Below are 21,545 nucleotides of genomic sequence, written 5' to 3' on the forward strand. Positions count from 1 at the left end.
AGTTCCAGTACATCCTGCGCGATGAGTCGATGCACCTGAACTTCGGTATCGATGTGATCAACCAGATCAAAATCGAAAACCCGCATTTGTGGGATGCCGAGATGAAGGAAGAAGCGACCCAGATGATCCTGCAAGGGACGCAACTGGAGATTGAATATGCTCGCGACACCATGCCGCGCGGCGTGCTGGGCATGAATGCGGCGATGATGGAGGACTACCTCAAGTTCATCGCTAACCGTCGCCTGTCGCAGATTGGTTTGAAAGAAGAGTATCCAGGCACCACCAACCCGTTCCCGTGGATGAGCGAGATCATGGACTTGAAGAAAGAGAAGAATTTCTTTGAGACTCGTGTGATCGAGTATCAGACTGGCGGCGCGTTGAGCTGGGATTGATCCCTAAGCCAAGCAACATCAAGGAGCCCTGACTTGTTCAGGGCTTTTTTATGTGCGTTGATTCGCCATTGCTTGAAGCACATCGCGCTAACCACCTCGCCGAGAGGGTTCGGATCGTACGAGCAATGCTGTAGCCTTGCATCCCAATTGCCATCAGTGTTGCACCGATAAAGTGATAGGTAGCCTTCATCGACGGGCTCTACAAAAGTCCAAAGATTGGCACGGGAGTAATCTCCCGCTGTAACACCTGACACGCACCTAAAAATATTAGATAGGACCGAGGCCAACCCGTGACCCCAGACATGCTCGAAGCCGGCCCCATCGACGCCAAAGTACTTTCCGTCTTTGACTTCGACGGCACCCTGACCCACCACGACAGTTTCGTGCCCTTCCTCAAGTTTGCCTTCGGAAACGGCGAGTTTTATGGCCGGATGGTAAAACTGGCCGTGCCTGGGCTGCGTTTCTTGTTGCGGCAGATCAGCCGGGATGAGTTGAAGGCGCAGTTGATCCGCACCTTTATGACCGGGGTGGAGAAGGCGTGGGTGCAGCAGAAGGCCGAGGAGTATTGCCAGCGCAATTGGGCGCGGTTGATGCGGCCGTCCGGGGTGCTTTCGGTGGAGCAGGAGTTGGGCTCCGGGGCTGAGGTGACGTTGTGCTCGGCTTCGCCGGCGTTGGTGTTGCAGCCGTTTGCCAATCGGCTCGGGATCAAGTTGATCGGGACTGAGCTTGAGGTGGTCGACGGGGTGCTGACCGGGCGCCTGACCGGGAATAATTGTCGGTGTAAGAACAAGGTGCTGCGCCTTGAGGCAGTGTACGGAGACCTGGGGAATTATCGGCTCAGGGCCTGGGGCGATACGCGCGGAGATCGAGAATTGTTGGCGGCGGCGCAGGATGCGCATTTTCGGCATTTTCATGCGAAGAAGAAAAATCGGGGTCGGTTGAAGCGGTGATGCGGGGGGTTGGGGTTGGCGGGGGGATCGAGGTGATCCCATCGCAGCATGGCTGGGGTTCGACAGCTCCCACCGTTTGATCGGTGTCAGACTGGGTAACGCACTAGCATGGGGTGCCTGGGGTGAGAGTGGCCGCATAGGCCCATCCCGATCACTCGTTAACGCTACCCGATTCTTGTTCTTCAAATGCGGATCGCACCGCTTCCACTACCCGTTCGGCTAAGTGAGCAACTTCCAACTGCGGATACGCTTTTTTCAATTTCGCCGATATCTGCCAGCCATTTTCCTTTAGCGAGCGAATGACGCGGTTTGCGTCCTGATCCGGCATTTCCAGCACTTCTTTGAGCTGCTCCTGAGCGCGCTGAAAAATGACCAATACACGCGCCTCATCAGCCATCTCTGTACGGACCGTACGCGCCACAACCTGTGCCGTATACAGGACATGCTCAGTCAAATCGGGATAGCGCCACGCGAATTGCGCATCTTCATAGTCATCAAAGACCAGGTTGCTGCGGTTGCCGTCATCGTAGACGACGAGTTCGCCAAACCGATAAGACGCGGCGTAGCGTTGCATGAATGGTCGCGAAAACACCTCCAGCGTGCGATCGTAACGCGCCCGAAAATCAATCGAACTTGTAATCGTGGCTGATACCGGCAGGATCACGCCATCAGGCACCGCATTATCACGGATCAAGGTATCGTTGATAAGAAAGCGATGGATCCGACCATTGCCGTCCCGCATGGGGTGGATATACACGAAGGCGAAAGCGATTACAGCTGCCCGGGCCAGCGACTCAGAACCTCGTGTTGCCAGCTCGAATGCTTTCAAGCCATTGAGCAGTTGCGTCAGCACCTCAAATTGCGGCGCAATGTAGTGCACGATGTCCTCGCGCATGGTCGCCTGCCCCACAAAGACCGGCGAGCGCCGCAAGCCCAGCCCGAGAGCCTCGTCTCCCAAAATACCGGCTTGCAACGTGTGCAGGCTTTCGTTGCTCAACGGATCCTCGATATGGCCACAGTATTTGGCGATCACGTGGGCAAACCGCTGGATCCTGTCGGCTTTGTCTGCCTCTCTCTCTATCAAAAAGCTGGCACGCGACTCCTTGAACGTCAGCCAACTTGCCGTGCGCATCAGGATATCGGCGCCAAAGGTCTGGTTCAGTTCTCGCAGTGCTGCACCCAGATCAAACTGCAGCGCGTCTTGTACAGCTTCGGTACGGCGGATCAGAGGGGAGAACGCTGGCACGCCGGGAAGATTATCGTTGATGCGCCAGCGTCGTATCCTTAGAGGCTCAACGCGGGTCAGGTAATGCTGCGATGAAACAGCATCGACATAGCCGCCATTGGTGACGTCTGGCACATCAAGCTGCCGTCCGGTTACCCATTCGTAAAGGAATCCGGTGCGGCGGGCATATTGACCAAAGGGCGTTTGCCGGCACCAGGCTTCAACGGGTTCGGGGCCGGCGGCAGCAAATAAGCGAGCGAAAAATTCAAGATGAATTTCTTCATACTTGAGCCCGAACTCGAAATGCCCCGCAAAGTCGTCCGACGGCTGGTAGCTGATGGGGTACTTGCGTTCGACATGTCCATTGCTCTCGTGGGTCATACGTGTCGTACCAATTACCGATTCGACGCGTAGCGGCTGTGCAAGGGCGATACGGTAGCGGTCAGCGAGTGCCTTGAAGCCTACTTGCATTGTCGAATCCCCTAACGAGAACTAAAAAACGATAACTATCAGGAGATAGTAGGCGAAAACGATAATTTCGTGACCACGAAAACGCTAATGCATACTCAAATTTGCTAATAAATCCACCATTCACGTTGAAAACGATAACGGCTCGTATAGAGGGATACAGGTTGATGGGGTCGACAACTCCCACATTTGATCTCTGTCGCTAGGTGGAAAGGTGCTTGGCAGTAGCGTCAGATAGTGGCTTTGAGGTCTACGCCCAGGGCTCTGGCAAAGGCTTTTACCAAAGGGTTTCTCGGCGCGTTGTGGCGCAGGATCAGGTTGAAAGCAGTGGTGAGGTGGACGTGCTTGAACTGCTGGACGACCGATACGGTAACCGCTCGACGCTAGTGACCAGCCAGATGCCAGTGGACAAATGGCACGCGCTGATCGGCGATCCGACCTTGGGCGACGCGATCCTCGACCGGCTGGTGCACAACGCTTATCGGATAGAACTGAAGGGCGAATCGATGCGCAGACGCGCAACGAAATTGACGACGACAGGGACTTCAGACTAACAATGCAAACCTGCGTCGCTGCGCTCGGAGTGCCTGGCCGGATGAGCGTGGAACGGGTGGCCGGATGGCGTGGAGTGCGCAGCCTGCCAGCATGTTCTATACCCTTGGTGCACTCACAGCAATCGGTGGCACCTTGGGCTTCATGAGTGGGCGACGCGTGGCTGAGAACCCGCCGCCCCCAACACTACACATCTAATGTGGGAGGGGCTCGCTCCCACATTTTTGATCTCCATAGGGCTGATATTTGCGTAGTATCGCGCTACTCATCTCACGGACCCGAGCCCCATGAAATTCGACACGGCCTACAGCCTGAGTCTCGACGACAAGCTATCGATTTACGACGTACGAGACCTGAATTTCGACGAAACCGCTGATTTCGACTCAGACAAGGACAGCTTCCTGTGCCCCAACGATGCCTGCCGCGCGACGTTTGATACGGGCGGCAATACGCTGAGCACTTTCAACGCGAAGAACATTAACTATCAGCGCACGCCGCATTTCAAGAACAAGACCAGCACCCAGCATATCGACGGCTGCCGCTACGCCAGCACGCACAAAACCACTACGGGTGAAGGTGACGACGAGCGCGAGGAAAATTTCCCATCGGAATTTGTGCTTACGCGGCGTCAGTACGAGCGCAAGGCGCCCCTGACTGGCACGGAGGGAAACATCCCTCAAGATGCAGCGAAAACACCCTCAACTCGTGTGTCCACATCCCATAGCACCAACGACAGCACTCCAGACAAAACCAGCGTCTTTGCCCACCCAGTGGAATGCTATGTGTCCAACATCAACGACAAGGACAAGCTCAAAAGCATGCCGTTGAAGATCGGCGAGCACACGGCAACCTACTGGACGTTTTTCAAGAAGATCGAATACCTGCAAGACAACAAGGGCTTGATCTACTGGGGCAAGATCAAGGCGATCAAGCACTACACCAGTAGCTTTCGCATCGACTTCGAGAAAAAACTGTGGCTCGATAAAAAGCCTTATTCGGTCAACGTCTACCTGAGCAAGAAACTCATTGAGAACTACCGCAAGCGCACGGCGTTCCTGGAGCAGATCAAGGCTGCGGTGGACAGTGAGCGGGCATTGTATTGCTTCTTCTACGGGGTGACGCCGGAGTTGAAGCAGGTGCCGAGCAAGAAAAATCCCGAGCAGACATTTGGGGTGTTCAGCGCAAATATCGAAAATCTGGATCACTTGATCATTCGTGAGGCGCCGGGGGTGGAAGGGCTTTAATCAACCTGCGCACGTAACGCGTGCCGATAGATCTCACGAACCTGTTCCGCTTTCGAAACAGGCACGCGGCCTACGGTGATCAACCAGTGAATCAACATCTCCTCAGCGGGGTAGATGTAACCCTTCTGCTGCTTGATGCTTCTAGGTCTTTGATTAGTAAGAGCGTCGTAGCGAACAGCGCTCCAGGGCTGGTTTACAAAATCAAAATCTTCAGCATCCCATTTGAAAAATCGAAGCACTTCATTGATGTGTGTTTGGCCACTGCGATCGCCGCGCTGGAGCATAAGAAAGGATTGGCGCAAATCGTTCGATAAGTGCTCGATGATTTGCGGATCAACAAAGTCCAGTAGCCCGCCCTTCATGGCCAAATCCATGACACCGTTTGTCCAGCGGTTGATAAACGTCTGCACAAACCCTTCGGCATCAGCTTTTTTCATGTCAAAAAACAGCATGCAATAACGGGTTTTCAAGTGAATCGCCAGCAGTACATGTTTACGCTGGACGGTTGCTGCGTGTACCAGCCACTGATCGGGGTTGGTATGCAGATCCTCCCCTGAAGCTTGCGTCGGAGGCGCTTGGTGAACCGTTGTGATTTTTTTGCCCTTATGAATGCGGCTGAAGAAATCACAGGCAGCTTGTGAACAATTGAACGTCAATGTCACCGTTTTTCCTTAAAGACTAAACAGGGCGCCTAAGCCAATACCCAGGGGGCTGATTCAGGTTCATCAACCCAATTGATTTCATAAGGCTGCCTGACCGCATAGCTAATGCCATCCCGAGCGTCCTCGCTGAGCACGGCAAGCTCAGTATCCGTCAACAAATCATGAGCCACGCAGTAGAGCGTTCTGTAGCGGTTGACCGGAGACAATGCACGTTCTCACTGACAGACTTGGCGTCACTCAGTACGCCAAGGTGGAACCGCTCCAGCGCGATTTTTCTCAGCGCTTTAAATTTCTTCCAGTCGCTTTCGGAAATAGCCCTCACCCCCTCCTGCGTCCCTCTCAGAGTTTGAATATCGCAATCCACGCGGTCAATTCGGCCGAGCGGAGATCCAGTTCGAAGGCACGATGTTGCAAGCCTCAAAAATAGTCCAAAGCAAGCGCTGAAAAATATCCAGTTGATGAGCGGTCAAAACAACTGTACAAAAACACAGTATAGTTTGTCCTCCCCGTCGAACCCTGGAGAAACCCCATGTCCTCTCTGGCAATGAGCTCTTTCGTAGAACAGCAGATCGTCCTGCATCAATTCACCGCCAAACACAGCGTACAGGCACGCGCGATGCTGAGCTGGAGCCGGGAAGACCTGGCCCGCCTGGCAGGTGTGTCGGTGGAGGCGGTTCAACAGTTTGAACGCCAGCGCGATGTGGGTGATGAAACCCGCCTGGCATTGGCGTTTCGGTTGGAGGCCGAGGGGTTGGTGTTTTTCCCGGGGTTTGCGCCCGGGTGGGGGATGAGTGTGCGCCGGTTTGACACGACCTCAACCGAGCCCACACCCCAAGGCATCATCTCCCGCTTGATCGGCACAACAACGGCATCAATTGACTCACCAACCCCTCAACCGAATGGTGCGTAGAGTCCAGCCCTATCACCGGGCACGTCAGCGCCTTTAACCAGGTTTCATGCCGACGCAAGCTACCCAGGCTGTGGTTACCGCCATCATAGCGGGCAGCCCAGGCCAGAAAGGCCACGCTATTTTCATGTCGGCTGCCACCTGGGAGGATTTCAGCGCCGTAACGCTGCACTTCCCGCAGGAGCCGACGGTGCAGGCGTACTTCCGAATCCAGGCGCAGGAACACCACGTGGGTGAAGTGCGGGATCACGGGGTCGCCCCAGCGGCACAGTGAGCCGGACAGCACCCAACCTTCGAGATCGGTGGTCGGGTCCTGCAGCAGGCGGATGCGTTCATCTTTGGGGCGTGCGACGGTGGAATAGTTTGGCGTCTGCTGCCAGTAAACGTTGTCCGAATCAAAATAGGCAACGTTCAAGCGTTCGGCCGAGGCCTTGCCCAACGTCGTGGTACCGGCGCCCGCTGCACCGAGGCTGTAAATTCTGTAGGCCATGGCGGCCCTCCATGGCACTGAGTGAAGACGCCGGGAACCTCAGGACGGCGGTTGCAGTACCCGACGCCCCATTTGCGATGTGAAATTATGTGCCCGGTCAAAGCCCAGGCTTGATTGCCGCCTGGGCTGCCTGCTCATACCCATGGGCCACTGCCAACAAAGTGGGCTCGGACCAGCGGGTACCAAAAAAGTAGGCACTGGTCGGTAGCCCGTCCTCGTTCGTCCCGGAAGGTACGGCGATCCCTGGGTAGCCGGCCGCTGCGACACCGAAGTAACTGTTGGTCTCGAAATCCGAGACCATGGCGTCGAGTTTTTCCGACTTGATCGGGCCGTCCACTGTGCTGCGAAAATCCTGGATGAGCGCGTCCCACAGTGGCTTGCGCTCCTCCAGCGTCAGGGTTGAAGCGCTGATTTGCTTGAGCACTGGCTGATGATCCGCGTCGGAGCCATCGCGTTTATCGTTGAACTTGATCAGTTCGGTCAGTGACTTGACCGGCAAGCCCGAGCGCTTGGCCAGGTAACCATTCAACTCCTCTTTCACATCCGAAAGTAGCAACTCGTCGTAGCGTGAAGCATCGGCCAGGCGCATGTTGACCGGCATCAATACCGCACCCTGCTCGCGAAGCACCTCAAGTGTCCGGCCAAATTGCACACTATTCACCACTGGCAGGGTTTCGCCATGTACGGAGAACGTCGCGGGATATCCAATACGCTTGCCTTTCAAGGCGCCCGAAACCAGTAGCTCGGTGTAATCAATACCTTGGGGCGCGCCTACACTCGCTGGGTCCTGAGGATCGCTGCCGGACATGGCGTTGAGCATCAGCGCTACGTCGAACACCGAGCGAGCCATCGGGCCCGGTGTGTCCTGGCGCTGGCTCGCGGGGATAATCCCATTGCGATCCAGCAGACCGACGCTGGGCTTGAGCCCGACAACACCATTGAACGCTGCCGGCACAATGATCGAACCATTGGTTTCAGCCCCCACCGCCAAGGGTGCCAGGCCAGCGGCGATTGCGGCGGCGGAACCGGAGCTGGAACCGCCGACGTCCGCATCAGGATGGTGAGGGTTGCGGGTTTGCCCACCCCGGCTACTCCAGCCGTCAGGGCCGCCTCGAAACCCAGCCAGTTCGGTCATATTGGTTTTACCCAGGATCACCGCGCCCTGCTGAATCAGGCGATCAACCAACGGCGCGTTCTTGCCGGCCGTTGCGCCGACCATTCCATACGCACCTGCACTGGTTTGCATGCCTGAGGTTTCAATGGTGTCCTTGAGCAAAATAGGAATGCCATGCAGCGGCCCGCGCACTTTGCCGCTGGCTCGCTCACGATCCAACTCGCGTGCGGTCTCGAGTGCTTCAGGGTTGAGTTCAATGACGGAGCTCAGTTGCGGGTCCACCTTGCGAATCCGTTCCTGCAGGTAAGTGACCAGATCGGCCGATGTGAGCCCGTCCGACCGGGCCATTTGCGTGCCGAGTTCTTTGACACTCAGGTACTCGGTACCTGGAGCTACGGGCGCGTAGTCGCCAGCAAAAGACTGCACGACTTGCCGAACGATGGAGCCCATACCATATGCGATACCTAACATAAGACCTCTTCGGGGGTAAGAAATGACGAAGGACCCAGATTGATCCGTGCCCCAGCCTAAAAACCCATCCCCCGTTCAGCAGCGCGACGCAGGTCATTTACAACGTAGGATTAGTCAACGCTGTGGGTAGCCACTCCTGCATCCATCAGATCCCGAACGCTCCGATACCCCTGTACCAGGCTTTTCAGCGAATCCCTCGACCATTGCGCACCGTAGAACCAAAGTGTCGCACCATCCCCCAGTGGTTCGCCAAGCACCGGATACCCACTCCTGCAAGCGCTATGGAACGCGGCGCTGCGGCTGTCGGACACCAACGCGTCCAGTTGATATTCATGCACAAGCTCATCGATTTCATTGCGCGTGTACTGCGGGCTATTGCCTTGGTGTGCAAGCACCGGCACCGGCTGAGCCCCCGCCCGTGACAGGATGTCCAGCGCTCTCAGGAAGGATGGGCTGTGGTCTATGAACGCATGTTCATGGCCGCCGGCAAACCGCTCGGCAAACCCCACGCGCCTGCCGCTCAACGCCTGGGCTGGCGTAAAGGGGCTGTTATTTTGGACGAGGGGCACTTGCACCATCACCGGCCCAGAAGGATCGACACCACTCAAGGCAATCAGAGACAGCGACGGGTCGCGCAGGGGTTTAAGAGGAAGTCCTGGGGCGTCATACCCCGGGACCGGAACGCTGCTCACAGGCTGATCATGAGCGCGGGGATCGACACCAAAATTGATGCCTCTCAGGCTCGCATGATCCTTGGACGTAATTGCCAGACCTGGACGTTCAGCGAGCACAGGTGCGGGTTGGTCTGTCGGACACGCCATACCCGCTTGCCAATATTTCCCACACTTACTCTCCATAAGATCTGCCCCCGAGAAATGACTTCCCGGGAATCATCGCACCCTTGCCTGGCACCTGTCGCAGCTCTGAAACAGCTTGATAACTCCTTTTTCCGATACCTCTTTCGTCAGTTGGCGAGGTGTTCCTGTGCGCCTCGGGTTTCCACCTCCAACCACCATGCATACCCACGCTCGGGTTGATTCAAGCTGAATGCCTGCCCCATCGGCGGCGTGGTAATCGAAACGCTGCGCTCCCAAGCCAGGGCCATGATGCGGTCAAACGGTTCGTGCCACGCGTGAAACGCCAGGTCGAAGGTGCCGTTGTGAATCGGCAGCAGCCAGCGGCCTTTGAGGTCGATGTGCGCTTGCAGGGTTTGCTCCGGCTGCATGTGCACATGGGGCCAATCGACGTTGTAAGCACCTGTTTCCATCAACGTCAGGTCAAACGGGCCGTACTGTTCGCCAATACGCTTAAAGCCATCGAAGTAACCGGTATCTCCGCTGAAAAAGATCCGCCGCGCGCCATCGATCATCACCCAGGAACACCACAAAGTCTGGTTGGCATCAAACAGGCCGCGCCCGGAAAAATGCTGCGCAGGCGCGGCGACAAAGCGAATGCCATCCACCTCGGTGCCTTGCCACCAATCCAACTGCCGCACTTTGCTTGCCTCCACGCCCCACTTCACCAGGATGTCGCCCACGCCCAGGGGCGCAAGAAAATAGCGGGTTTTGTCAGCCAATTGGACGACAGCCTTGCGGTCGAGATGGTCGTAGTGGTTGTGGGAAAGAATTACCGCTTCCAACGGCGGTAATTCCTCAAGACTGATGGGCGGCTGATGGAAACGCTTGGGGCCGGCCCAACGGAAGGGTGACGCACGCTCGGCGAACACCGGGTCGGTCACCCAGAATTTACCGCGCATTTTCAGCAGTACGGTGGAATGCCCGAGGCGGAACACGCTGTGATCCGGAGCCGCCAGTAACTGCTCGCGGGTCAGCGGTTGCACCGGGATCTGTCCCACCGGTCGCGTGCTGCGAGGCTTGTTGAACAGCATGTTCCAGAAAATACGCAAGGTCTTGCCAAAACCACCCTGCTGCACAGGGGCATCATTGCTGAAGTGGCCCTGGTCTTGCCGAGGCGCTGCTGGCGAAGAATCGACACGGGACGAGATCGTGGCCATTACCGGGTGACTCCTACGGATCGGTATAAGTTACACTGCACAGTGTAGTTTCAAGATTGCAACAAAATCCGGAGCAAGTAAACTACCGAGTGTAATTTCCCCTGAAGAGCCGAGCGCTACCCATGACTGCCCCTCAACGCCTCACCGACCGCAAACGCGAAGCCATCGTGGCAGCGGCCATCGCCGAGTTTCGCGTTTGCGGTTTCGAGGTCACCAGCATGGACAAGATCGCCGCCACCGCCGGCGTTTCCAAGCGCACGGTGTATAACCACTTCCCCAGCAAGGAAGAGTTGTTCGCCGAAATACTCCATCAACTCTGGGCCAGCAGCGTCGCACAACTCGACGTCAGCTACGCCAGCGATCGCCCGCTGCGTGAACAACTGCGTGGGTTGCTGGAAGCGAAGATGAAGATGATGTCGGACGCCAATTTCCTCGACCTGGCCCGGGTGGCGATCGCCGCCACCATCCACTCACCGGAGCGCGCACAAGACATGGTCACCCGCCTGAGCAAACGTGAAGAAGGCTTCACCCAATGGGTACGCGCCGCTCAAGAGGACGGCCGGCTCAACTGCAGCGACCCGGCCTTTGCCGCGCACCAGATCCAGAGCCTGCTCAAAGCCTTTGCATTCTGGCCGCAGATCACTTTGGGCCAGCCGGTACTCGACGCGGCCAATCAGGCCAGCGTTATCGAGTCAGCCATTGACCTGTTCCTGGCCGGCTACGCGGTCCCGCCTCCCGGTCATCAGTAACAAACCATTGCTTAAGCGACATTCCTGGTCGTTTTTGACGTGTTCGCACGCTGTCCTGCACAAATGGCTTGGAAGGACACTGATTATTCCCACGCGAATCACTGACAATATTCACAATTATCCGAGCAACGGTTCAACCCGCTGACGCACATTGCTGCACCCGCAGAAAAAGAACGGCCCCAGGAATTTATGGAAAACAGACGAGGCAAAGGGCTTTCATTTGCCAGGCGTATCTACAAGCCAAGGATTATCGGTTTTGGTATCGGCTGCATCAGTGTCGCAGGCGCCCTTTATCCGCTCGCGATGCCGGGCTGGGTCTGGGCATTCCTGCTGTTCCACGGTTTTGCCTGGGCGCATCTGGCGTACCAACTCTCGACTCGTTCGCAATTCCCCTATCAGGCTGAACAGCGCAATTTGCTGTACGACTCGTTGTGTGGTGGATTCTGGGCCGCGGCCACGCAGTTCACGCCCCTGACAACCGTGACGATCCTTTCAATGATGACCATGAACAACGTCGCTGCGGGCGGCAAGCGTCTGTTCCTGCGCGGGTTGTTGGCGCAAGCCGCCGGTATCGGAGTCGCAGGTGCGCTGTTCGGCTTCACGTTCAACCCCAATGTCAGCCTCACTCAGGTTTACACCTGCCTGCCGATGTTGACCTTCTACCCCATGGCCATCGGCGCGGTCTGCTACCAATTGGCGATCAAACTGTCGGAGCATAAGCGCGCGCTCGGCGCCCTCAGCCGCACTGACAGCCTCACCGGCCTGCTTAACCACGGTTCATGGAAAGACCTGCTGCACCTCAAGTTCCACAAGTGCCAGCAGCAACAAAGCCACGCCACGATTGCCTTGATCGATATCGATCATTTCAAACAGATCAACGACACCCACGGCCACATCGTCGGTGATGCCGTACTGCGCCAATTGAGCCTGGAACTGCGGCGCAATCTGCGTGAAAACGACTTGGCGGGGCGTTACGGTGGCGATGAGTTCTGTGTGATTCTTCCGCAAGTACCGTTGGAAGAGGCGACACAGGTGATGGAACGCATGCGCGAAACCGTCTGCAATTATCGCAACCCGCAGATCCCAGAGCTGCGTGTCAGCCTGAGCATCGGCCTGGCAGATTTCCAGCCCTTCTTCACCGATGCCGCGATGTGGCTGAATGCGGCGGATCGGGCGCTGTACGCCGCCAAGGACACCGGGCGTAACCGGGTCAATGTCAGCGAAGAAATGATCGCCCATTCCGCCTGAAATTGTCCTACGACTCTTCGTGTGAATCTTCCTCTCAGCACCCGAGAGAAAGCACAATGCCACGACTGGTCAGCTATCCAAAAAAGGTCCTGCCCCTGGGGCGAACTTCTTGCCAGGCTGATCACTCTGAACCCGTTGTCCCCCCCCCCTGTCAGCACAAGGAAGCTGAGAATGAGCAAGTCAACCGTATGGCGGATGCCTTACGGGGGCAGGCGCATACCCACGGAAACCCTAGAGGTTTGCTTGCCCAAGCCCCCGAACATGTTATTCAACGCCCACAAAAAAAGCATCAACACCTTGCAACACACCATTGCCCAACAGGCCAGCCTGCTGGACGTTATCGAGCGCGCCATGGCGGTGATCGAGTTCAACCTCGACGGCACCGTCATCACTGCCAACGTAAACTTCCTGCCGCGCATGGGCTACATACCTGACGCAGATCAAGGGTCAGCATCACCGCATGTTCTGCACCGCAGAGATAGCCAGAAGCTCGGCCTACAGTGATTTCTGGCAGCGCCTGAACCAGGGCGAATTGTTCAGCGGCCAGTTAGAGCGGGTGGATAAAAATGGCCAAACCGTGTGGCTCGAAGCCAACTACAACCCGGTGTACGACGCCCGCGGGCGCCTGTGCAAAGTGGTCAAGTTCGCCTCCGACGTCACCGCTATGGTGCAACAACATGCCGCCGACGCCGCCAGCGCGGCCCGGGCGTACCACATCTCCCTGACCACTCGGGACATCGCCGAAAAACGCGCCGAGGTAATCCAGCAAGCGGCCAGTGGCATGCGCGACATTGCCGCGGACATCGATAGCTCTTCGCAACTGATCGCCAAGTTGGGCGAGCGTTCGCAGCAGATCACCACCATCGTCAACACCCTTCGCGGCATCGCAGGACAGACCAACCTGCTGGCACTCAACGCCGCCATTGAGGCGGCGCGTGCAGGCGAACAAGGTCGCGGGTTTGCCGTGGTGGCAGATGAAGTACGCCAACTGGCGGCGCGCACCAGCGGTTCCACGACGGAAATTTCCAGCATGATCGCGATGATCCAGAATGAAACCCGCCAGGCTATCCACAGCATGGACGGCACCCGCGACCGCGCTGCGCAAGGGGTCGACCTGGCGAATCGCGCCGGCACGGTAATCCTGCAGATTCGCGAAGGCACCAGCAAGGCGGTCCAGGCGGTTACTGGAACGGCTGGAGCAAAATACCCGGCTTACGGAAATGACCAAACAACTGACAGAACACATCGAAAGCCTGACGTGTGAAATGCATGAGCACTTTGTCCGAAAACCTCAAGAACACCCGTGATCCCCGGTGGGAGCGGCGGTAACACACTTCATCCCAATATGCCGCCCCAGTTCATCGAACAACGTCACCACCGAGCGCAACGCCCGGCAGTCCGCGCGCGTGAGCAACCACAACGCCGTATCGTGCCCGGCCAACGCGGGACCCAGCGTTTGCAGGCCTGCATCCAATAGAAAGTCCGGCAACGCCGCCACCCCTAGCCCCGCCCGCACCAACTCGGTGACCGACAACATGCTGTTGCAGCGATAACTGGGGCGCACACCGGGCAGGTGCTCGCGGCGCCAGGCGACCGTAGGGTGGTCGGGCAGGAAGTCATCCGGGGTGATCCAGGGCAGGTCGGCCAACTCACGGCCCGCGTGTTGGCGGGCGAAACCAGGGCTGGCGCATACCTGATAGGCCACGCTACCAAGGCGACGGCCCACCAGATGCTCCGGCGGCGTGCGAGTCAGGCGCAGGGCGATGTCAGCGTCGCGGCGGCTGAGGTTGGCGAAATCATTCGACGTGCTCAGCTCCAGGATCAGCGCAGGGTACTGCGGCATGAATTGCGCCAGGGCCGGCAGCAATAAACCCTGCAACACCGAATCGGTACAGGTCAGGCGCACCGTGCCGTTGATCACTTCACCCCCCTGCTCCACGCCAACACGCGCCGCCTCCAGTGCTTGTTCAGCGCGCTCCGCCTGCTGGGCCAGGTTGCTTGCCAGGCTGGTGGGCAAGTAGCCCGTGCGGCTCTTTTCAAACAGTGTCTGGCCCAGCGCCGCCTCCAGGCGCCGCACTGCGCGGAACACCGTGGACACGTCCACCCGCAACAACGCCGCCGCCCGCGCGAGGGTGCCGCCGCGCACCAGGGCGAGGATCAGCGACAGGTCAGGGTAGTCAATTGAATAGTGCGTGGCTGCATTGAACATGTGGGCAAATGCCAATTTTGATTGCGTTGGCGCCAATCTATAGTGCACCCCAGGACACCACAAGCCATGGGACGTAAACGATGAACGCCACACCCTTGCACCTCGCCCTGATCGGCGATTACAACCCCGATGTTATCGCCCACCAGGCCATACCCGTGGCGTTGCAACAAGCAGCTGACACCCTGGGTCTGATCGTTCATACCCAGTGGCTCGACACGGATGCGCTGCCCCAGTCACTGCATGGCTTCGACGGGTTCTGGTGCGTGCCCGGCAGTCCCTACCGCGACACCGATGGCGCACTGCGAGCGATCCGTTTTGCCCGCGAACAGCGGCGTCCGTTTCTCGGCACCTGCGGCGGTTTTCAACACGCGGTGTTGGAATATGCCCGCAATGTGCTGGGCTGGAAGGACGCCGAGCATGGCGAACTCGCTCCGCATGCAAAGCGCGCGGTGATCACGCCGCTGAGTTGCACACTGGTGGAAGCCACCGACACCGTGCGTTTGGCGCCCTACACCCGCATCGCCGAAGCCTACGGGACTCTTGATGTACAGGAAGGTTATCGTTGCCGCTATGGCGTGAACCCTGAGTTTCTCAATGCCCTGCTGGAAGGCGATCTGATCCCCAGTGGCCATGACTCGGCAGGTGACCTGCGCGCGGTGGAACTGCTCGACCACCCGTTCTTCGTGGCCACCCTGTTCCAACCCGAACGCAACGCATTAAAAGGCATCACCCCACCCTTGGCGATTGCCCTGCTCAAAGCCTGTCAGGCGGTGTCGGCATGATCGCGCGCACGCCTGCCCCGCCCTACTACGCGGTGATTTTCAGCTCACTGCGCACCGAGGGCGATCAAGGTTACGGCCAGGCGGCCAACCGCATGCTGGAACTGGCGCGCGAACAACCGGGGTTTCTCGGTGTGGAATCGGCACGGGAAGATGGCCTGGGGATTACCGTGTCGTACTGGGAGAGTGAGGCGGCGATTTTGGCGTGGAAGCAGCACGCCGAGCATCGAGCGGTGCGCGAACAGGGGCGCGCCACTTGGTACTCGGCCTTTCAGACCCGGGTGTGCAAAGTAGAGCGGGCTTACACATTCCACCATTGAAATAGTGCCTGAAGAGCAGCACAAAAACGCTGTGGGAGCTGACTTGTCGGATCGCCGCATCGCTACGATAGCCAGAGGTCTATACATTTTCTGCGTAGCAACTGTCGAGCCACGGCGTGGCTGCGTCAGCGTTGTGTCAGACAGGCCGCAAACGCAGCCTCGCCAGGGCTCGACAGCTGCTACGCACGATCATATTTAAAGTGTGTAGTTAGCTATGCTGCGATTCGACAAGCGTGCTCCCACAGTTGATCGGCCTCGTTATTCAGCTCACCAGACTGCGCAACGCACTGATCTGCGCAATCTCCGCCCGCCGCATGTACACCCGCAGCGGTTCGGTGATGTTGATGCGGTCGTCGATGTTCTGATCCAGCAACAACTGGAGGCGCTCGCGGGACAGGGTCATGGTCTGCTCCGGGGCCGGCAGCCAGACAAACTCGGCGGTGGGGATGATGCCGTCATCGGCCACGTCCATACCGAAGGCGTCTTCGCTGAAACGTACGATGTACTGGCCGGTCTTGCGGTTGAGGCCAACAAACCCGTGGAGTTGGTCGGCGGCCTGGCAGATAAGCTCGGAGGTGATGCGCATGGTAAACCTCACTGAAAAGTCCTATATGGACTGGAAAGATGGTTTACACGCGTGGCAAAAAGTAGCGTCCTCTAATGGGGCAGCTTCGGGCAAGAGTACTGCAATGCATCCCCTAAAAACCCGAAAATTTTGCCCATGCGCACGTTAATGTCGGTTTGGTGATAGCGCCTTTCGCCATCAATTGTTAAAAAGGAGGCCTTCTCAAAGCCTCCCCCAAGAAAGGACTTCGCATATGCCTGTCACGTTTACCAAGAGCGCCCTGCTGCTGGCCCTGGTGCTCGGCCTTGGCCAAGCACAGGCTGCCGACCCGATCAGCCCGGCTGAATTGGCGACTAACGAAGGCATCCCCTACCCTGCCGTGATCGCCCACCGGGGCGCTTCATACGACGCGCCTGAGTCCACCGCCGCCGCCTACAAGGTTGCGCGTGACTTGGGCGCCGACTACCTGGAACTGGACCTGCAGCGCAGCAAGGACGGCGTGCTGTTCGCCCTGCACGACAACAACCTGCAGCGCACCACCGACGTGGCCACCAAGTTTCCCGACCGCAAGGACGCCCCGGCCAACGAATTCACCTGGAAAGAATTGCAAACCCTCGACGCCGGCAGTTGGTTCAACGCCGCCTACCCGGACCGTGCGCGCCCGGGTTTCGTCGGCTTGAAAATCCAGAGCCTGGACGACATCATCAAGATCGCCGAGGGCAACCCGCAGCACAAACCCGGCCTCTACATCGAAACCAAGGAGCCCAAGCAATTCCCGGGCATCGAAGCCGACCTGAAGAACAAGCTGCTGGACAAAGGCTGGCTGAGTTCCGCCGGTTCCAAGCTGGGCAAGAGCAACACCGGCGTCGGCCAGGGCAAGGGCCGCGTGGTGCTGCAAACTTTCGAAGTGGCGAGCCTCAAAGCGCTGCAGAACGAAATGCCCAACACCCCGAAAATCCTCCTGCTGTGGGTGGGCGAAGGCAGCATCGAACCGAAAAACAAGCAGACCTTCGCCGAATCCGGCGAACCGACCAAGGCCGCCTACTACGCCAAGCAGGCGCCTAAGGACGCTGCCGAGTTCGAAAAATGGGTCGACGAAGCCAAGAACCTCGGCGCCATCGGCACCGGCCCATCGGCTGAGCTGACAAACCACGGCGACCAGAGCTATTCGGACTTGGTCAAACCCGAGATGAACAAGCTGACCCACGACAAAGGCTTGCTGGTACACGTCTACACCGTGGATGAGCCGGTCGACTTCGAGAAGGTGATGAAAGCGGGCGTCGATGGCATCTTCACCAACCGCGCCGCCGAACTGCTGAAGTTCTACAAACGCTGGCCGTCGTCCAGCGTGCAGGACCTGCTGAACGACTATAAGTACTGAGTGAAGGCCCAATGGCCAGGCCGCCTGTGGTTGGGGCGTGACTACGGCCTGATCCTCGGCGAGCTGGGGCGCACCGCGCCCCATGCGCATTACGCCCACCAGTTGATGCTCTGCGCCCGGCCAATCACGGTCAGCCTTGATGGCCAGGTCACCACAGCGCATCGCCTGTTTATCCCTTCGCGACAGACACACGCCATTCTCGACACTGAGGGTGAGGTGAAGGTGCTGTATGCCGAACCCGCCGTGTTTGATACCGCCCACTTGCAACACCTGTTGATCCACGAACAGCTGTCCCTGGAGGGGTTACGCCAACTCCCCCGGCGCACGCTGGATGGTCCACGCGTGGAGCGTGCCCTTGCTGCACTGGATCAGCAGTTGAGCGGCAAGGTTTCTGCCCACGCCCTGGCCGAAGCGGCGCACCTGTCATTGAGCCAACTGGAGCGGCTGTTCTCGGATCAACTCGGCTTGCCCGTGCGCCGCCTGGTGCTGTGGCGACGCTTGCGCATCGCCCTGCAATTGGCACTCGCCGGCGGCACGCTGACCGACGCTGCGCACGGTGCGGGTTTTGCTGATTCCGCGCACTTCTCACGGACCATGAAGCAGTTGTTTGGCGTCACGGCGGCAGCCTCATTGCGCCGGCTGGAGGTGCAGCTATTAGCGTGAATCGTATGGCAGTGCCGGTTCCTTGCTCAAGGCAACCGGCCTGAACGGGTCACGCAACTGTTCCCCATACGCCACCGGGAAATCCGGTCGACTGCCAATCCCCAGGTCTCCCGGCCCCATGCGATGCCCGTCGCGATAGAACGCCGTGCCCAGCAACCAATCCCACAGATTGAAAAACAGCCCAAAATTCACATCCCCGGCGCGACCGTACTTCATATGGTGAAACCGATGCACAGGCGCCCAGGCGAACACCCACCGCAACGGCCCCAGGCGCATGTCCACATTGGAATGCTGCAATAGCAATTGAACGGCGATGGCCAATGCCAGCAACTGCGCCACCGGAGAGGGAATGCCCAGCAGGATCAATGGCAGCAGCCCCGCCGTGGCTTCCAGCATCTGGTGCAACGGATGCTTCATCAACCCATTGAAACCGTAAAGCCGCTGCACGCTGTGATGCACCGCATGCAAACGCCACAGCGGCCTAATGCGGTGGCTGGCGTAATGCATCAAGGTAATACCGGCATCAGCGAGCACAATCGCCATCAGCAGTTGCTCCCACAGCGGCCAGCCACGCGGCCAGATACCTTCAAACGCCAACAGCGCCGTGAGCCCCGGCAGGATCAACAATCCAGCGGCATTCAGGCTTTCGTTGACCAAGGCGTGCAAGGTGTCGCGCCGACGATCGCCCAGGCTGCGATTCCACTGAGGTTCATAGGGCAGCCACTGCTCTGCCAGGAATGACACTGCGACGGCAATCACGAACAGCAGAATCAAGCTGTTCGGCTGCCAGAGTCCGCAACTGATAAACCCCAGCAAAAAGGCGGGCGCATAGATCCAACTCACTAAGCGTTTCATGCCGAGTCTCCTTTGAAGTGAGCCCCCAGCATGAAATCCCCCGCGCGCGTCGGATTGAACAAACTGCGCAACCGCTTGAAATAATTAAGGATGAATTAAGTTGCGCTGGATAACCTGATCCCACTTAAACAGCTCACCAGACAAGGACACACACCATGAAAAACCTGACCGTTTTGTTCGCCGCTACCGCCCTGACCCTGACTGCTGGCCTGGCTCAGGCCGACGTTCGCCCAGACCAGATTCCAGGCCTGTTGCAGTCCGGCGCCGTGAAGCCTTTCGAGCAGCTCAACAAAGACGCCCTGGCCAAACACCCCGGCGCCACCATCAATGACACCGAGCTGGACAACGAAGCCGGTCGCCTGGTCTACGAAGTGGACCTGACCGACACCACCGGCAAAAAGTGGGACCTGAAACTCGACGCCAAAACCAGCGAAGTCCTGGAAAACAAACTCGATACTTGAGTCGAATACGCAAAAAAAAACGCCACCCTAGGGGGTGGCGTTTTTTTATGCCCGATCAGGCGCCCAGACGCGCCGTCACCTCATTCAACTCGCTCGACAACCCGCGCAGGTTGTGGCTTGCCGCTTCGGTGCGCTTGACGTTGTCGAGGTTGGCCGTGGCCACAGTGGTGATTTGCGTGATATTGCGCGAGATATCCTCCGCCACCGACGTCTGCTCCTCGGCAGCCGTGGCGATCTGGCGGTTCATGTCGCGGATCGCCTCCACCGCCTGGGTGATGTGAGCCAGCATGGCACCGGCCTGCGTCACCTTCTCCACACTGTCATCACTGCACGACTGGCCGCTCAGGATGGCTTCGGCCGCGTCCACCGCGCCGGTTTGCACGGCCTCGATAATGCCGTTGATCTCGATGATCGACGCCGCCGTGCGTTGCGCCAGGCTGCGCACTTCATCGGCCACTACCGCGAAACCACGGCCGGCGTCGCCTGCGCGCGCGGCTTCGATGGCGGCGTTGAGCGCCAGCAGATTGGTCTGCTCGGCGATCCCGCGTATCACTTCCAGCACCTTGCCGATGCGCACACTATCGGTTTCCAGGCGGCGGATGATGGTGCCGGTGTTGAGGATCTCGTTGCGCATCTGGCCGATGGTGGCGATGGTAACCTTCATCACTTCACCGCCTTCGCGGGCCGAATGATCGGCCTCATCAGCAGCACGGGAGGCACTGGCGGCGTGGCGCGCGACTTCCTGGGCGGTGGCCGACATTTCCGTCATCGCCGTGGCCACCTGGTCGGTGCGGTTGAATTGATCGCTGGTACCGTTCGCCATCTGCCCGGCGATCGCATTCAACTCGCCGCTGGAGCTGACCAGGTCGGTGGCGCTGCGCTGCAGGCGGCTGAACGTTTCGGCAAGAAAATCGCGCAAGGTATTCGCCGCTGCGGCCAGATGGCCCAGCTCATCCTGGCGACGGCTGGCCACGCGCTCGGCGAAGCGACCGTGGCTCAGTTGCGTCACGTAATCGATCAGGCTGCGGATCGGCAGGATCAGGTTACGGTTGATCAGCCAGAGGCTGAACAGGCCGATCAACACACCGGACAGCAACATAACCGCCAGGCCCACCAACACGGTGCGCTCAGCGTAGGCGCTGATGGCTTTGGATTGCTGGCTGCCCTGCGCACGCAGGTCGTTGACCAGTGCACTCATCTGCTCGCTGGTAGCGCGGTCCACACCCTTGACCGCCGTGTCGCCGGCGGTTGCATCGCCGCCCGCCGCTACGTAGGCATCGCGGCCCTTCTGGTAGGCCACGCCGAGTTGCACGTGTTCCTGGCGCAGGGTTTCGATACGCCGGCTCACGGTCGGGTCGCCAGTGGTCTGGGTGACCAGCCGCGTGAGGATGTCTTGCACATCGCGCTGACGGTCCTGGAACTGGCCCCAATATTTCTCCATGTCCTGAGGCTGCTTACCGCGCAGCAGGACGTTTTTCCATTCCTGCACCTGCACTTTGAATTGCAGGTTGGCCTCGTCAATCATCTGTGAAGTCAGTAACGGCCCATCAATCAAACTGCGATAACTCTGCACGCCGTTGGACAGGAAGTTGAAACACGCCAGGGCGATCAGCAAGATCGCCAACAGGCTGCCACCGAGCAGCGACAGGATTTGTGCTCTCAAGGAGGTTCGCAAAACATTCATCGGGGAAAAGCCTCGATACAAGGAATTGGTGCGTGCACGCCTAACGTCCTTGTCGTCAAAGCACCGCCCATCCACGGCGGCTCATATGCCCTGAATCGGCCGAGCTGGAGGCTTCTTGAACGGCTGCTGACAAACGGTCAAA

The 21,545-nt window shown here is 58.5% G+C and carries 23 protein-coding genes and 2 pseudogenes; 14 read left to right on the top strand and 11 right to left on the bottom strand.

Features of this window, described 5'->3' with window-relative positions; genetic code table 11:
• Positions 1-392 (top strand): ribonucleotide-diphosphate reductase subunit beta (locus AACY36_RS04665; protein ID WP_169922012.1); only part of this gene is annotated, 392 nt, incomplete at its 5' end.
• A gap of 302 nt (positions 393-694) precedes the next feature.
• Positions 695-1,342, top strand: coding sequence for an HAD-IB family hydrolase (locus tag AACY36_RS04670; RefSeq protein ID WP_339421349.1), 648 nt, complete (start codon positions 695-697; stop codon positions 1,340-1,342).
• Positions 1,343-1,493: 151 nt separating this feature from the next.
• Here the strand turns inward: AACY36_RS04670 and AACY36_RS04675 are convergent, their stop codons facing one another.
• Both AACY36_RS04675 and AACY36_RS04680 read right to left on the bottom strand, forming a co-directional pair.
• Entirely contained in the window at positions 1,494-3,038 is a 1,545-nt protein-coding gene (locus AACY36_RS04675; protein WP_339421351.1) for a Fic family protein, read from the bottom strand.
• A gap of 227 nt (positions 3,039-3,265) precedes the next feature.
• A pseudogene (locus AACY36_RS04680) lies at positions 3,266-3,382 on the bottom strand (LysR family transcriptional regulator); the annotation flags it as partial.
• Between AACY36_RS04680 and istB the strand changes: the two are divergent.
• Together istB and AACY36_RS04690 are read left to right on the top strand one after the other, a co-directional pair.
• Positions 3,374-3,589: pseudogene (gene istB, locus AACY36_RS04685) on the top strand (IS21-like element ISPre4 family helper ATPase IstB); the annotation flags it as partial. The pseudogenes AACY36_RS04680 and istB overlap by 9 nt on opposite strands.
• A gap of 285 nt (positions 3,590-3,874) precedes the next feature.
• Complete coding sequence (locus AACY36_RS04690) at positions 3,875-4,831, top strand: hypothetical protein (RefSeq protein ID WP_339421352.1); 957 nt, start codon at positions 3,875-3,877, stop codon at positions 4,829-4,831.
• On the opposite strand, the gene AACY36_RS04695 is transcribed toward AACY36_RS04690, so the two are convergent.
• The gene (locus tag AACY36_RS04695; protein WP_339421353.1) at positions 4,828-5,493 is read right to left on the bottom strand and encodes a DUF6933 domain-containing protein; all 666 of its coding nucleotides are present in this window, start codon (positions 5,491-5,493) and stop codon (positions 4,828-4,830) included. The genes AACY36_RS04690 and AACY36_RS04695 overlap by 4 nt on opposite strands.
• Positions 5,494-6,022: 529 nt before the next feature.
• Here AACY36_RS04695 and AACY36_RS04700 point away from each other — a divergent pair.
• Positions 6,023-6,403 (top strand): helix-turn-helix domain-containing protein, encoded by a 381-nt coding sequence (locus AACY36_RS04700; protein WP_339417054.1) that lies wholly within the window; start codon positions 6,023-6,025, stop codon positions 6,401-6,403.
• Here the strand turns inward: AACY36_RS04700 and AACY36_RS04705 are convergent.
• The 4 genes from AACY36_RS04705 to AACY36_RS04720 form a co-directional block, all read right to left on the bottom strand.
• Positions 6,333-6,890, bottom strand: a complete 558-nt coding sequence (locus AACY36_RS04705; protein ID WP_339417056.1) for a hypothetical protein — start codon at positions 6,888-6,890, stop codon at positions 6,333-6,335. The two genes, AACY36_RS04700 and AACY36_RS04705, sit on opposite strands and share 71 nt — an antisense overlap.
• Before the next feature lie 97 nt (positions 6,891-6,987).
• Positions 6,988-8,475 carry an amidase family protein gene (locus AACY36_RS04710; RefSeq protein WP_339417057.1) on the bottom strand — a complete coding sequence of 496 codons (1,488 nt, stop codon included), beginning with the start codon at positions 8,473-8,475 and terminating at the stop codon, positions 6,988-6,990.
• A 110-nt stretch (positions 8,476-8,585) separates the two neighbouring features.
• Entirely contained in the window at positions 8,586-9,167 is a 582-nt protein-coding gene (locus tag AACY36_RS04715) for a hypothetical protein (RefSeq protein ID WP_339417058.1), read from the bottom strand.
• A 272-nt stretch (positions 9,168-9,439) separates the two neighbouring features.
• Positions 9,440-10,489, bottom strand: a complete 1,050-nt coding sequence (locus AACY36_RS04720; RefSeq protein WP_339470225.1) for an MBL fold metallo-hydrolase — start codon at positions 10,487-10,489, stop codon at positions 9,440-9,442.
• A 122-nt stretch (positions 10,490-10,611) separates the two neighbouring features.
• Here AACY36_RS04720 and AACY36_RS04725 point away from each other — a divergent pair, with 122 nt between their 5' ends.
• The 4 genes from AACY36_RS04725 to AACY36_RS04735 all read left to right on the top strand — a co-directional run bounded on the left by AACY36_RS04725 (position 10,612) and on the right by AACY36_RS04735 (position 13,750).
• Positions 10,612-11,238 (top strand): TetR/AcrR family transcriptional regulator, encoded by a 627-nt coding sequence (locus AACY36_RS04725; RefSeq protein ID WP_339417061.1) that lies wholly within the window; start codon positions 10,612-10,614, stop codon positions 11,236-11,238.
• Between the two features lie 189 nt (positions 11,239-11,427).
• Positions 11,428-12,486, top strand: a complete 1,059-nt coding sequence (locus tag AACY36_RS04730) for a diguanylate cyclase (protein WP_339417062.1) — start codon at positions 11,428-11,430, stop codon at positions 12,484-12,486.
• 171 nt (positions 12,487-12,657) lie between these two features.
• Positions 12,658-12,990: a hypothetical protein gene (locus AACY36_RS28165; protein WP_445261112.1), complete on the top strand. Its 333-nt coding sequence runs from the start codon at positions 12,658-12,660 to the stop codon at positions 12,988-12,990.
• Positions 12,947-13,750, top strand: coding sequence for a methyl-accepting chemotaxis protein (locus AACY36_RS04735; RefSeq protein WP_445261921.1), 804 nt, complete (start codon positions 12,947-12,949; stop codon positions 13,748-13,750). The genes AACY36_RS28165 and AACY36_RS04735 overlap by 44 nt, the downstream gene beginning before the upstream one ends.
• 27 nt (positions 13,751-13,777) lie before the next feature.
• Here AACY36_RS04735 and AACY36_RS04740 read toward each other — a convergent pair whose 3' ends face one another.
• The gene (locus AACY36_RS04740; protein WP_339496786.1) at positions 13,778-14,695 is read right to left on the bottom strand and encodes a LysR family transcriptional regulator; all 918 of its coding nucleotides are present in this window, start codon (positions 14,693-14,695) and stop codon (positions 13,778-13,780) included.
• Positions 14,696-14,775: 80 nt separating this feature from the next.
• Between AACY36_RS04740 and AACY36_RS04745 the strand changes: the two genes are divergently transcribed.
• A complete protein-coding gene (locus AACY36_RS04745) occupies positions 14,776-15,477 on the top strand; it encodes a CTP synthase C-terminal region-related (seleno)protein (protein ID WP_339417064.1) in 702 nt (233 codons plus the stop codon).
• Entirely contained in the window at positions 15,474-15,794 is a 321-nt protein-coding gene (locus AACY36_RS04750; RefSeq protein WP_339436052.1) for an antibiotic biosynthesis monooxygenase family protein, read from the top strand. Before AACY36_RS04745 ends, AACY36_RS04750 begins: the two co-directional genes overlap by 4 nt.
• Positions 15,795-16,056: 262 nt before the next feature.
• Here the strand turns inward: AACY36_RS04750 and AACY36_RS04755 are convergent, their stop codons facing one another.
• Positions 16,057-16,380, bottom strand: coding sequence for a DUF2025 family protein (locus AACY36_RS04755; RefSeq protein ID WP_339417066.1), 324 nt, complete (start codon positions 16,378-16,380; stop codon positions 16,057-16,059).
• Between the two features lie 232 nt (positions 16,381-16,612).
• Between AACY36_RS04755 and AACY36_RS04760 the strand changes: the two genes are divergently transcribed.
• A complete protein-coding gene (locus tag AACY36_RS04760; protein WP_339436050.1) occupies positions 16,613-17,740 on the top strand; it encodes a glycerophosphodiester phosphodiesterase family protein in 1,128 nt (375 codons plus the stop codon).
• Positions 17,741-18,403: an AraC family transcriptional regulator gene (locus AACY36_RS04765; RefSeq protein ID WP_339496787.1), complete on the top strand. Its 663-nt coding sequence runs from the start codon at positions 17,741-17,743 to the stop codon at positions 18,401-18,403. It abuts the gene before it with no gap.
• On the opposite strand, the gene AACY36_RS04770 is transcribed toward AACY36_RS04765, so the two are convergent.
• Positions 18,395-19,258, bottom strand: coding sequence for a sterol desaturase family protein (locus AACY36_RS04770; RefSeq protein WP_339417069.1), 864 nt, complete (start codon positions 19,256-19,258; stop codon positions 18,395-18,397). The genes AACY36_RS04765 and AACY36_RS04770 overlap by 9 nt on opposite strands.
• Positions 19,259-19,413: 155 nt before the next feature.
• On the opposite strand from AACY36_RS04770, the gene AACY36_RS04775 reads away from it, so the two are divergent.
• Positions 19,414-19,719 (top strand): PepSY domain-containing protein, encoded by a 306-nt coding sequence (locus AACY36_RS04775; protein ID WP_339417070.1) that lies wholly within the window; start codon positions 19,414-19,416, stop codon positions 19,717-19,719.
• Positions 19,720-19,774: 55 nt separating this feature from the next.
• On the opposite strand, the gene AACY36_RS04780 is transcribed toward AACY36_RS04775, so the two are convergent.
• Entirely contained in the window at positions 19,775-21,403 is a 1,629-nt protein-coding gene (locus AACY36_RS04780) for a methyl-accepting chemotaxis protein (protein ID WP_339417071.1), read from the bottom strand.
• Between the last annotated feature and the right edge of the window lie 142 nt (positions 21,404-21,545).

Origin of the sequence: Pseudomonas sp. EA_15y_Pfl1_P101, assembly GCF_963970835.1 — a bacterium.
GTDB classification, from domain to species: Bacteria; Pseudomonadota; Gammaproteobacteria; order Pseudomonadales; family Pseudomonadaceae; genus Aquipseudomonas; species Aquipseudomonas tritici.

What these genes read in the sequence shown, in the direction of transcription:
- AACY36_RS04670 (WP_339421349.1), top strand. Translation starts at nt 695, where the DNA reads ATGCTCGAAGCCGGCCCCATCGACGCCAAAGTACTTTCCGTCTTTGAC.
- AACY36_RS04675 (WP_339421351.1), bottom strand. Translation starts at nt 3,038, where the DNA reads ATGCAAGTAGGCTTCAAGGCACTCGCTGACCGCTACCGTATCGCCCTT.
- AACY36_RS04690 (WP_339421352.1), top strand. Translation starts at nt 3,875, where the DNA reads ATGAAATTCGACACGGCCTACAGCCTGAGTCTCGACGACAAGCTATCG.
- AACY36_RS04700 (WP_339417054.1), top strand. Translation starts at nt 6,023, where the DNA reads ATGTCCTCTCTGGCAATGAGCTCTTTCGTAGAACAGCAGATCGTCCTG.
- AACY36_RS04705 (WP_339417056.1), bottom strand. Translation starts at nt 6,890, where the DNA reads ATGGCCTACAGAATTTACAGCCTCGGTGCAGCGGGCGCCGGTACCACG.
- AACY36_RS04710 (WP_339417057.1), bottom strand. Translation starts at nt 8,475, where the DNA reads ATGTTAGGTATCGCATATGGTATGGGCTCCATCGTTCGGCAAGTCGTG.
- AACY36_RS04720 (WP_339470225.1), bottom strand. Translation starts at nt 10,489, where the DNA reads ATGGCCACGATCTCGTCCCGTGTCGATTCTTCGCCAGCAGCGCCTCGG.
- AACY36_RS04725 (WP_339417061.1), top strand. Translation starts at nt 10,612, where the DNA reads ATGACTGCCCCTCAACGCCTCACCGACCGCAAACGCGAAGCCATCGTG.
- AACY36_RS04730 (WP_339417062.1), top strand. Translation starts at nt 11,428, where the DNA reads ATGGAAAACAGACGAGGCAAAGGGCTTTCATTTGCCAGGCGTATCTAC.
- AACY36_RS28165 (WP_445261112.1), top strand. Translation starts at nt 12,658, where the DNA reads ATGAGCAAGTCAACCGTATGGCGGATGCCTTACGGGGGCAGGCGCATA.
- AACY36_RS04735 (WP_445261921.1), top strand. Translation starts at nt 12,947, where the DNA reads ATGTTCTGCACCGCAGAGATAGCCAGAAGCTCGGCCTACAGTGATTTC.
- AACY36_RS04740 (WP_339496786.1), bottom strand. Translation starts at nt 14,695, where the DNA reads ATGTTCAATGCAGCCACGCACTATTCAATTGACTACCCTGACCTGTCG.
- AACY36_RS04745 (WP_339417064.1), top strand. Translation starts at nt 14,776, where the DNA reads ATGAACGCCACACCCTTGCACCTCGCCCTGATCGGCGATTACAACCCC.
- AACY36_RS04750 (WP_339436052.1), top strand. Translation starts at nt 15,474, where the DNA reads ATGATCGCGCGCACGCCTGCCCCGCCCTACTACGCGGTGATTTTCAGC.
- AACY36_RS04755 (WP_339417066.1), bottom strand. Translation starts at nt 16,380, where the DNA reads ATGCGCATCACCTCCGAGCTTATCTGCCAGGCCGCCGACCAACTCCAC.
- AACY36_RS04760 (WP_339436050.1), top strand. Translation starts at nt 16,613, where the DNA reads ATGCCTGTCACGTTTACCAAGAGCGCCCTGCTGCTGGCCCTGGTGCTC.
- AACY36_RS04770 (WP_339417069.1), bottom strand. Translation starts at nt 19,258, where the DNA reads ATGAAACGCTTAGTGAGTTGGATCTATGCGCCCGCCTTTTTGCTGGGG.
- AACY36_RS04775 (WP_339417070.1), top strand. Translation starts at nt 19,414, where the DNA reads ATGAAAAACCTGACCGTTTTGTTCGCCGCTACCGCCCTGACCCTGACT.
- AACY36_RS04780 (WP_339417071.1), bottom strand. Translation starts at nt 21,403, where the DNA reads ATGAATGTTTTGCGAACCTCCTTGAGAGCACAAATCCTGTCGCTGCTC.